Source organism: Rhodobacter ferrooxidans, assembly GCF_000176015.1.
Taxonomy (GTDB): domain Bacteria; phylum Pseudomonadota; class Alphaproteobacteria; order Rhodobacterales; family Rhodobacteraceae; genus Pseudorhodobacter_B; species Pseudorhodobacter_B ferrooxidans.
The window spans coordinates 1-10,298 of the sequence record NZ_ACYY01000038.1; the positions used below are offsets into that span (position 1 = coordinate 1).

Below are 10,298 nucleotides of genomic sequence, written 5' to 3' on the forward strand. Positions count from 1 at the left end.
AGTTTTCGATCCGAGGCGGCATCAAGCTTCCTCTGGCTGCAGGGCGCGAATGATTGGTTCGGGGACGATCTGCCAAGGAAAGCCGTTCCACTCTTCGCCGTCGAGCAGACGCCCACCCGACTTCGGCCGTGCGCCACCCCACTGCTTGAAGAAGAACGCCACGTCGTCACGGTCGCAAATGTCACGAAGATGGCGTGCCCAGCTTTCGTCCATGGGCCGAGCCCGAGGCCCGCTTTCCCCCCCGACGATGGCCCACGCGATACCCCGCAGATCAACATCCCCGATCGGCCCGAGCAGCGGCTCGAACGAAATGAAGCGTGCGTCGGAATTGATCTGCTTCAGGTGCTCGATCCGACTCGTGTGCGCGGCGTCCTCAACCGAAACGCCGAGCCAGATGTGGCGAGGGACCGGCCCTCCATCATACCGCTTCCGAACGTAGTTGCGCATGAGCGAGCTTCGCTTGGTCAGCACCTGGTAGACGTGCCAGTCGGCCTGCTCCATGGCATCGAACACCGCGTCGATAAACTTTCGTTCGATGTCTTTGTGGAAGAGGTCGCTCATCGAGTTGACGAAGATCATCCGCGGCTTTTTCCAAAGCACGGGCTGCTTCAGCCTCGAGGGCCAGAGTGTCAGGTCGAAGCCCTGCTCGTAAGGGTGTCCAGCAATCCCGCGCCAACGCTCTGCGAACCGCTCGGCATAGCAATTGTCACAACCGGGGCCAACCTTGGTGCAGCCCGTAACCGGGTTCCACGTCGCGTCCGTCCATTCGATGTCTGACTTTTGGGCCAACTGCTCGCCTCACACTTTTCCGAAATCTTAGCACGCGAATGACTCGGTACAAAGGACGAACAGCGACGCCATGGGATTATGAACACCAGCGCGCCAAGGCAGCCATTTCAGCCCAGTTGTTTGGTCTGTGTCTCGCCCGGAATCCAGTTGAACAGGCGAAATGAGATGAAGGCGCGGGCGAGCAAAACACAGCCAAAGCAACGCCTTACACCTGTTTACAGTATCGTGCGCGGTTAACAGGTCCGGAGAATACCGGCCCTGAGAGACCGCTTCCGAACCTCCTGGCGCCGGAGCCGGTTCACAGCCCCACCCGCATAACCCCCGAAAACAACGGAAAAATCCGGCCGCAGCCGGATCGGGAGAACACTTTCGTGGGGGCAAGTGGCGGAGGGAACGCGACTGGGGTCGGACCTTCTCTGGCAAGCGACCTGCGACGTGCACCGGGAGGTTATGGATCGCACAGCACGCAACGCCATAATATCATTGATAAATCAGGTGAAATCCTCTCGTAACCGGTCAATCTGGTGCATCCGTTCATGCAGGATTGTCACGATTCCGATGTCGCCCCACGGAGGCCGAGAAGCTGCGCGGTCAGGTTGGCCTGGGGCATGCCGACCTGCGTGACCGCATTGGCGAAAGTGACTGTCGGCGTGTTCACCACGGTCGTGCCCCCGGCCCCTGCCGTGGAATACGACTATGCGGGCGAGCAACCCGTCGAAAGCCTGAAGCTCTCGGTCCCAGACTTCCGTAACCTCAAAGCTGAAGATGGCCAGGCTAGTTTCGATCTCGGTCCCATCTTGCGAATGCCACCGAAATCGAAGTGCTCAGCCAAAAGTCCAGAAAACTCAGCGATATCAGGCGCATACAAGCTGAACACTGGAATGTGCCAGTCATGAGGTTCAGAGAATACTTGGGCCCAGAGACCGCTTTCAGGCGTTCTGGCGACAGGCCCAGTGCTCAGCCCTTCCCGCATAACCCCCGAAAACAACGGAAAAATCCGGCCGCAGCCGGATCGGGAGAACGCTTTGGCGAGGGCAAGTGGCGGGATCACCGCGCCTTCGGTCGCCGAGGTGATGCGCAGCGTGTCGAGCCGTGCACCCTCGATCCGCTGGGCCGGTGCCAGCGACGACACGATCCAGCTGTCGACCACCGAACCCACGGTCGAGCCGATGAACCCGCCGATGGCAGCACCGGAGAAGCCAAGGATCGCGCCGCCAAAGGCCCCGCCGATAGCAGTTCCGACAGCGCCGAGGACAAGCGTGGCCATGGAAAACTCTCAGCGTTGGGGAAAGCGGAAGGCGAAGGCGATGCGGCCGTCGCCAGGTCGGGGTGAGCGGTTCCTCGATCACGCCGAGCCGCTCGTAAGCGTGCAGAAAGGTGTCGGGGTCGGTGAGGATGCCGACATGCTTGGCGATGGCGCGGAGTATCATGCGAAACAGGATCAGCGCACCGGGCGGGGCATCGCCATGTGCGACCTCCGGCATCATGCGGCGGGCACCTTCGGCCAAAACCTCGTGCGGGCCGCTTTCGCCCCAATCGCGGCTGTAGGGCGGGATCGGGAACAGTTCGGGCCCGACAACCTCGCGCCAAACACCCCGCGCAAGGCCAAGGCCATCGCAGCCGACGCCCTTCAGGCTGGCCTGATCGTGGTATGGGGTGCCCAGCCAAGACCGTGCGACGGTGATGACCCTGTCGGGATCGGCCGCTGTCACAGCACCGCCCCCTCGTGGCCGCCATCCTTGGTGCCCTAAGCCTGTGCGGCGGGCGGCCGCGCAACGTCGTGCTCGACGATGCTCTTGCCGAGACACTGATGCGTATCAACCGGTTCAGCCATCGGGGCCGTGAATATGCATTCGACCTTGAAGACGCACATGAAGCTATGCGGCGACGGAAGCCCACTCCGAATCAAGGGAAAGACGCTGCCTTGAAGTTTCTTGGAAAAGAGTTCCCTGCCCTTGACTGTCGCACTTCGATGGGCCCTATGCAGATCCTAGGGTCTTATCGTCAAGGGCGGACCCTTGTTTTCATGGAAATTTTTCAGGATTTGCTGCGGACCCTACCGCCGGAGCCAATGAATGCAAAATAGTCAGTGATCTACGCAGAACCCGCTTCGGCGGGTTTTTTGCCCGGGCATCACTTGGTCATTGCCGTGCGGGATATGCGCGCGGCGTCGCGTTGCGCCGTTACCTGGGCGATAAGCCATTGCTGCCGCCTGGGTTCACCTCGGCGGAGTGGCGTAGATTGCCTTGCCCGCAACATGCATCGCCGCGGCATGGGCGGCGGCCTTGCAGGCGGTCTGCAGGTCGGCCCCGGCGACCAGAGAGGCTGCCAGCGCGCCGATGAAAGCATCACCGGCGCCGTGCGAGCTGACCACCGTCACCTTTTCGGCGGGCAGCGCCAGACGTTCGTCGCTGGCGGTCCAGGCGGCAAGGCCTTGGGCGCCTGCGGTGACGATCACCGTCTCGAACTGGCCAGCCAGGTTTTCGGCGGCTTCCGAGGCCGAATGCAGGCAGCAGACGGCACCTGCCCCCATCATCTCGGCCTCGACCGAATTCACCACAAGAATGTCCACCAAGACCCGGAAATCGCGGGACATTTCCCGGTATGGGGCGGCGTTCAGCACCACGCGAATGCCACGGGCGCGGGCCTCGCTGGCGGCGGCAAGGTTGACCGCTTCGGGGATCTCGTTTTGCAGCACCAGCAGGCCGATGCCGTTCCAGATCGCCGGATCGGCCAGGGCCGCGGGCGGGATCAGCAGGTTGGCGCCGGAAACGATGGTGGCGGCATAGTCGCCTGCCGCGTCCATGATCGCCACGCTCATGCCTGATCCGACCGCGGCCACCTGCTGCACAAAGCGGTCCTCGACACCGCCGCGCACCAGATGTTCCCGCAGGAAACGGCCGAAATCATCCGCCCCCACCGCGCCGACCATCCGGCTGACCGCCCCGGCCCGCCGCGCCGCCACCGCCTGATTGCCGCCCTTGCCGCCGAATTTCGGATACCAGCGCGACCCCACCGCGGTTTCGTCGCGCCGCGGCAGGTGGTCGGCCTCGACCATGATGTCGTAATGCAGGCTGCCGACGGTCAGGACGATGTTGCGGGGGTCGGGCACAGTGTCCTCACAGTCTGCGTTTGGATTGCACCGCGCGCATGGTGCGGCCAAGGTTCAGGTCGGCGGCCTTGCGGTCGCGTTGGGCAATCGCCACGAACAGCGCATCCAGCAGGTTCAACTGCGCAATCCGCGCCGTGGCGTTTTCGCCCAAGAGCGGCGAGTTCTGCGCCGTCGAGCACAGCACCACATCGACGATCCGCGCCACCGGGCTGTCGGGGTAATTGGTCACGGCGATAGTGCGCGCGCCGTTCCTGCGGGCCAGTTCCACCGCGTCGATTACCGCCGAGGTGCTGCCGGAATGCGAGAACGCCACCGCCACATCCTCCGGCCCCAGCAGCGAGGCCGACATCATCATCATGTGGGCGTCGTCGAACACCGAGGACCGCAGGCCGATGCGCAGGAACTTGTGGCTGACATCACGGGCGATCTGCGCCGAGCCGCCCAGCCCGTAGAAATCGCGCTGCCTGGCGCGGTGCAGGTAGTCCGCCGCCCGCTCGAACGCCTGAAGGTCCAGAATGGCAAAGGTTTCCTCCAGCGCCTGCATGGCAGTGCGGAACACCTTCTGCACGATCTCGCCCGCGGTATCCTCGGCGGAAATCTCGGAATGCAGGGCCGCGGTATCGGAGCGGTAGTAATCGACAAGCCCCTGGCGGAATTCGCGAAACCCGGCAAAGCCCAGCTTCTTGGCCACCTTGACCACCATCGCCTCGGACACGCCGGAGCCTTCGGCAATCGCCCGCAGCGGCATCGCCTCGTCGATGTCCTTGCGCGCCAGGATGTCGGCGGCGACCTTGCCCTCCAACGGCGTCAGGCTTGGCAGCCGCATTCTGATCTGCGCACCCACAGCCCTTGGATCACCCATATGCTACCCCTGCTTTCCACTGGTGGCCTTGTCGATCAGCATCGCCACGATGATGATGATACCGGTGGCCAGCAGTTGATAGAAAGCCTGAACATTCATCAAGGTCAGACCGTTGCGCAGGGTGCCAAGAATGATGCAGCCGATCAGGGTGCCGATGATCGAGCCGCGCCCGCCCATCAGACTGGCACCACCGATGGCGGCGGCGGCGATGGCGTCAAGCTCCCACAGGCTGCCCAGCGTCGGCTCTGCCGCCCCCAGCCGCCCGATCAGGATCATCGAGGCGACGGCGGCCATCAGGCCGGAAATCATGTAGGCGGCAAGCTTGGTCATCGTCACCGGCACCCCGGCGATGCGGGCGGCCTCGGGGTTGCCACCGACGGCCATGAAATACTCGCCCAAGGGGGTCTTGTTCAGGATCACCCAGGCCAGCAGCGCCAGCACCGCCACGATGATCACCGGGTTCGGGACGCCCAGCAGGCTGCCGTTGGTAACGGCGCGAAAGCCGTCCGGCAGGCCGAAGATCGGGGTGCCGCCGGTGAAGATCAAGGCGAGGGCCCGGAACAGCGACAGCCCGCCCAACGTGACGATGAAGGGCTGCAAGCCGCCCCAGGCGATCAGCGCGCCGGACAGGAAGCCGCAGAACAGCCCCACCACCAGCGCCCCCGCCACCGCCAGCGGGATCGGCACCCCCGCCACCAGCATCGCCGCCCCCAGCACCCCCGACAGCGCCGCCACCGGCCCCACGGACAGGTCGATCCCGCCCGAGATGATCACCAGCGTCATCCCCAGCGCGATACAGGCGTTGATCGAGCTTTGCTGCAGGATGTTCACCAGGTTGGGCGCGGTCAGAAACACCGGGGTCAGGCTGGCGAACACCACGGAAATCAGGATCAGGCCCAGCAGGGTTCCGGCATCGCGAAACCGGATGCGCGACAGCAAAGGCAACGGCGAGGGGGAAGGTGTCATGGTATCCTCTGGGTCAGGCGGGAATGGCGGCGCGGGCGATGGCGGATTCGGTGATCTGGCCGGGGCCAAGGTCGGCGCTGATGCGGCCTTCGCGCATCACCAGCACCCGGTCGGAGACCCGCATCACCTCGGGCAGTTCCGACGACACCACGATCACCGCCCTGCCCTCGCGGGCCAGCCCCTCGATCAGGTCATAAATCTCGGCCTTGGCACCGACGTCGATGCCGCGGGTCGGCTCGTCGAACAGGAAGATCCTTGTGTCCGAGGCCAGCCAGCGGCCGATGATGACCTTCTGCTGGTTGCCCCCTGAAAAGCTGCCGATCGGGCGGGTGACATCCAAGGGCCGCAGGTTGACCTCACGCATCAGTTCTTCGGACCGCGCCTTCAGACGGGCGCTGCGGATGATGCCCAACCGGGAGAATTCGCGCATCGACGGCAGGCCGATGTTGGAAGATACCGGGCGCTGGCGGATGATGCCGTCGCGCTTGCGCTCCTCGGGCACCAGACCCAGACCGGCCTTGATCCGCGCCCGCGGGCTGTGGCCCGGAACCGGCTTGCCCGCCACCTCGACCACGCCCGCATCAGCGCGGTCCACCCCGGCGATCAGCCGCATCAACTCGGTGCGGCCCGAGCCGACAAGCCCGGCAATGCCCAGCACCTCGCCCGCGTGCAGATCGAACCCGGCATCGAGCACCGCGGTGCCGCGGGTCAGGCCCTTGACGCGCAGCAGCACCTTGTCGGTGGCAAAGCTTTGATGCGTGGCGGTCGCCAGTTCGCGCCCCACCATCAGCTCGATCACCCCGCGCACCGGCGTCGCCGGGATCGGCACCTGCGAAATCAGCTTGCCGTCGCGCAGGATGGTGGCGGTCTGGCACAGCCGGAACACTTCGTCCATCTTGTGCGAGACATAGATGATCGACACGCCGCTGGCGGCCAGCCCGCCGATCACCTGCACCAGCCGCTCGAATTCCTTCGGCGTCAGGCTGGAAGTCGGCTCGTCCATGGCGATGATCCGGGCATTGGCGCGCAGGGCCTTGGCGATCTCGACGATCTGGCGCTGCGCCACCCGCAGATCGCGCACCGGGGCGGTGACATCGATTGCCGGGTCCAGCGGCTGCAACAGCCGCCGCGCCTCGGCCTCTTGCGCCGCACGGTCAACGAACAGCCCACCGGCCCGGCGTTTGGCGGCACCCAGAAAGATGTTCTGCGCCACCGTCAGTTCCGGCACCTGCTGCAATTCCTGGTGGATCATCGCCACCCCGGCCTGCGCCGCCTCGCGCGGCGAGGAGATGCTGACGAGCTTGCCGTCAATCTCGATGCTGCCGCCGTCCGAGGCGATGACGCCGCACAGGATGTTCAAGAGCGTCGATTTTCCGGCGCCGTTTTCGCCCAAGAGGCCATGCACCTCGCCGGGCAGCACCGTCAGGTCAACGCCGTGCAGCACGGTATTGCCGGAATAGGTCTTGGTCATGGCATGAAGGGCAAGACGGGGTGTCATCGGAATATCCCGTATGAAAGAGCGGCCCGCCCGACAGGGAGAACGGGCAGGCCGCAGGGAGACTTAGTTCGCCAGCAGGGCGGCACGCAGGGCGGCCATGTCGCTGGTGGCATAGGTCTCGACGTTGTCCTTGGTGATCAGCGCCTGCGGCGTTGCCACCACGCGCGGCAGATCCTGCCCGGCCATCAGCCGCAGCGCCACTTCCATGGCGATCTCGCCGGTCAGCACCGGGAAGCTGTCCACCGTGCCGGTCAGATCGCCCGCCCGCACCGCGGCATAGGCGTCCGAGATGCCATCGGTGCCGAACACCGCCACCTGTTCAGCCTTGCCCGCGGCCTTGACGGCCTCGACCACACCCAGCGCCATGCCGTCGTTGTTGGCATAGAAGCCGATCAGGTCGGGGTATTGCTGCAGGATGGTGGACGCGGCGTTGAAGGCCTCCTCGCGGCTCCAGTTGGCGGGAACCGAGGCGACGACTTCGAACTTGCCACCGGCGGTGATGGTTTCGGTGAAACCGGCGGTGCGTTGGCCTGCGGCGTAAACCCCCGGCTGGCCTTCGATCACCGCCACCTTGCCGCCATCCGGGCGGTTGGCGATGAACCAGTTGGCGACGTTGACGCCGTTGCCCTTCTGCACGTTGCCGACATAGTTCGCCGCCGACGGGATCACCGCGTCATTGACGTTCAGCACCGGCACACCGGCCGCCGTTGCCGCCTCGACCGCCGGGATCAGGTTGGCGTCGGTCTGCGGCGAGAACAGCAGCGCGTTGAAGCCCTGGCTGATCAGGTTTTCGGCAATCGCCAACTGACCCAATTGGTCGCCCTCGCTTTGCGCCGCCTGATAGACGAATTCGATGCCCAGCTTTGTCGCCACATTGGCATAGCCTTCGCCCAGCGAGCGCCAGTATTCGTTGGTCAGGGTTTTCGACACGCCGCCGACCTTGGTTCCGGCGGCAGGCACCGGCATCTGGCCGAACTTGGCGTCCAGTTCAGACCAGTCCATCCGGTCGGGTTCGCTGTCGGAGTTCAAGGGCGCGAGGTCTTGCGCCTGAGCCACGCCGAAGGTCAGCGCGAAGGCGCCAAGGGCAAGTGCCCCTTTCAGAAAGTGTTGCATTGGTTTCCTCCCATTATCAACACGGTTTCATAGTCGTTCGTAAAGTTCAGTCGGTCGTGGTGGCCGCCGCCAGCGCCTTGCGGGCCACTTCCTGCGCTTGCACCGGGTCGTGACGGCTTTGCGCATCGGCCAGACGATTGTCGCCCGCCATCTGCGTCACCGCCCCCAGCATCCGCCGCACCGTGCGGATGTTGGCGGCACATTCCGCCACCGGGTCCAGACCCGAGGCATCAGGGAACGTGTCGAAGTAGATCGCGCCGTCAAAGCCGCCGCGATGCACTTCGCGCAGCAGTTCCAGCGTCGCCTGTTCATGCACCGAGGCCACCATCAACCCGTCGTCGCGCTTGGCGTAGCCGTCGTTCAGGTGCAGCCCCAGCAGCTTGCTGCGCCGCTGCACCAAGGCCGCGGCAAAGGCCGGCTGTTCGTCGGCATACAGTGAATGGGCAAAGTCGATGGTGACGCCAAGGTTGGCAGCCCCCACTTCGGCAATCGCCAGCAACGTGGTGGCCGCATCGCACAGGATACTGTAAGCCCTTGGTTCATTTGGCTTGTATTCAATCGAGATCATGCAGTCGGGGTCATGCGCCGCGACTTCGGCAATGCCGTCGATCTCGTCCTGCCAAAGGGCGGCATAGTCGCACTGGAAGGCATAGTCATAGCCGTCCTGGCCCAGCCACAGCGTCATCATCGGCGCATCCATGGCGCGGGCGGCGTCGATGCCACGCTTGGTCAGATCGATCGCCTCTTGCCGCACCGCCCGGTCGGGATTGGTGAAAGCCCCCAGCTTGTAGGCCGGATTGGTGTAGTAGCGCATCGCCAGACCGCTGACCTGCAAGCCGCAGTCATGCACCATGCGGGCCACCGCGGCGGGGTCATCGCCGACATGATCGGGGTAGTTCAGATCAAGCTCGGTCAACCCCTTGACCGTCGCCGCCCGCTGCAGCATCTGCGCCAGGGAGGGCTTGCCGGTCAGACTGGGCCAATAGTCCGAGGCCCCCGACGCAAAGGAATTGATTCGCGTAGCAAAGCGATGTCCGAGCATGTAGATTCTCCCCTTACTTCACAAAATACGCATTTTTTGTAAAGTTTCAAGCGGAATTTCAGGCCGGGCCGGCTTTTCCACGGCCTCTGCCGGATGCGGCGCGCCTTCCGGCCGGGCTGTCGGTTTATACGTGATCTTTGCGCGCAGAGGTCGGAACACGAATGAACTCGCGACAGATTTCCTGCGCCGAGAGGCGGCATTTTCTCCGATATGGCACTGTCCGCAGTTATGCGCCGGATCCACGAGGGCGAAATCCAGGCAAAACGCTCGGGCTTTCTGGACAGGGTGTCGAAACGCCCCGCCGTTCCCCATGGCTTGCGCTCGACCTTCCGCGATTGGGTGGCCGGGGTAATCCCCCCATTCTTAACGGGGTGCATTCGTAGAACTTACGCGGCCATTTTCAGTTTCTGGGCGGGTGTGATGCCGCCGATGCCCAAGTTCGGGCGGTTGTTGTTGTAAGTCCATAGCCATTGCGTGGCGTGATCCTGTGCCTCCTCGATGGTTTCGATGATATATTGGTCGAGCCATTCGTGCCGGACCGTGCGGTTGTAGCGCTCGATGTAGGCGTTCTGCTGCGGCTGACCGGGCTGGATGTGCTGGATCGAGATGCCCAGTTTCTCAGCCCAGATCAGCAGCTTGCCACTGATGTATTCCGGGCCGTTGTCGACCCTTATCGTCCCGGGTTTGCCACGCCATTCGATGATCCTGTCCAAACTGCGGATGACCCGTTCGGCTGGCAGCGAGAAGTCGACCTCGATACCCAGTCCCTCGCGGTTGAAGTCACCCAGCACGTTCAGCAGCCGAAATGCACGGCCATCACCGAGGCTATCTGCCATGAAGTCCATGGACCAGGTCACGTTGGGTGCATCGGGCACGGCCAGGTCCGCATACATCCGCTTCAACCGGCGGTTCTCCC

Annotated in this window: 8 protein-coding genes and 3 pseudogenes; 1 reads left to right on the forward strand and 10 read right to left on the reverse strand. The window is 64.1% G+C overall.

Features of this window, described 5'->3' with window-relative positions; translation table 11 throughout:
* Window positions 1-21 precede the first annotated feature (21 nt).
* The 9 genes and pseudogenes from RSW2DRAFT_RS16715 to RSW2DRAFT_RS16755 form a co-directional block, all read right to left on the reverse strand.
* A complete protein-coding gene (locus RSW2DRAFT_RS16715) occupies window positions 22-789 on the reverse strand; it encodes a DUF5131 family protein (RefSeq protein WP_008033147.1) in 768 nt (255 codons plus the stop codon).
* Window positions 790-1,825: 1,036 nt separating this feature from the next.
* A pseudogene (locus RSW2DRAFT_RS17655) lies at window positions 1,826-2,056 on the reverse strand (hypothetical protein); the annotation flags it as partial.
* 9 nt (window positions 2,057-2,065) lie between these two features.
* Window positions 2,066-2,501 (reverse strand): annotated as a pseudogene (locus RSW2DRAFT_RS17660) (peptidase).
* A gap of 506 nt (window positions 2,502-3,007) precedes the next feature.
* Window positions 3,008-3,901, reverse strand: a complete 894-nt coding sequence (locus tag RSW2DRAFT_RS16730) for a PfkB family carbohydrate kinase (protein ID WP_008033149.1) — start codon at window positions 3,899-3,901, stop codon at window positions 3,008-3,010.
* A 7-nt stretch (window positions 3,902-3,908) separates the two neighbouring features.
* Entirely contained in the window at window positions 3,909-4,763 is an 855-nt protein-coding gene (locus RSW2DRAFT_RS16735) for a MurR/RpiR family transcriptional regulator (protein WP_008033152.1), read from the reverse strand.
* 3 nt (window positions 4,764-4,766) lie between these two features.
* Complete coding sequence (locus RSW2DRAFT_RS16740) at window positions 4,767-5,729, reverse strand: ABC transporter permease (RefSeq protein WP_008033153.1); 963 nt, start codon at window positions 5,727-5,729, stop codon at window positions 4,767-4,769.
* Between the two features lie 13 nt (window positions 5,730-5,742).
* A complete protein-coding gene (locus RSW2DRAFT_RS16745) occupies window positions 5,743-7,227 on the reverse strand; it encodes a sugar ABC transporter ATP-binding protein (RefSeq protein WP_008033155.1) in 1,485 nt (494 codons plus the stop codon).
* Window positions 7,228-7,290: 63 nt separating this feature from the next.
* Complete coding sequence (locus RSW2DRAFT_RS16750; protein WP_008033156.1) at window positions 7,291-8,340, reverse strand: sugar ABC transporter substrate-binding protein; 1,050 nt, start codon at window positions 8,338-8,340, stop codon at window positions 7,291-7,293.
* A gap of 46 nt (window positions 8,341-8,386) precedes the next feature.
* Window positions 8,387-9,382 (reverse strand): sugar phosphate isomerase/epimerase family protein, encoded by a 996-nt coding sequence (locus tag RSW2DRAFT_RS16755; protein ID WP_008033157.1) that lies wholly within the window; start codon window positions 9,380-9,382, stop codon window positions 8,387-8,389.
* A gap of 177 nt (window positions 9,383-9,559) precedes the next feature.
* Here RSW2DRAFT_RS16755 and RSW2DRAFT_RS18650 point away from each other — a divergent pair.
* Window positions 9,560-9,727 (forward strand): annotated as a pseudogene (locus tag RSW2DRAFT_RS18650) (integrase); the annotation flags it as partial.
* 41 nt (window positions 9,728-9,768) lie between these two features.
* On the opposite strand, the gene RSW2DRAFT_RS16760 reads toward RSW2DRAFT_RS18650, so the two are convergent.
* A partial coding sequence (locus RSW2DRAFT_RS16760; protein WP_008033161.1) for an IS3 family transposase occupies window positions 9,769-10,298 on the reverse strand: 530 nt, incomplete at its 5' end.

Bases quoted from the DNA above. Each gene is read 5' to 3' on its own strand.
- RSW2DRAFT_RS16735 (WP_008033152.1), bottom strand. From the start codon at position 4,763: ATGGGTGATCCAAGGGCTGTGGGTGCGCAGATCAGAATGCGGCTGCCA.
- RSW2DRAFT_RS16750 (WP_008033156.1), bottom strand. From the start codon at position 8,340: ATGCAACACTTTCTGAAAGGGGCACTTGCCCTTGGCGCCTTCGCGCTG.
- RSW2DRAFT_RS16740 (WP_008033153.1), bottom strand. From the start codon at position 5,729: ATGACACCTTCCCCCTCGCCGTTGCCTTTGCTGTCGCGCATCCGGTTT.
- RSW2DRAFT_RS16745 (WP_008033155.1), bottom strand. From the start codon at position 7,227: ATGACACCCCGTCTTGCCCTTCATGCCATGACCAAGACCTATTCCGGC.
- RSW2DRAFT_RS16755 (WP_008033157.1), bottom strand. From the start codon at position 9,382: ATGCTCGGACATCGCTTTGCTACGCGAATCAATTCCTTTGCGTCGGGG.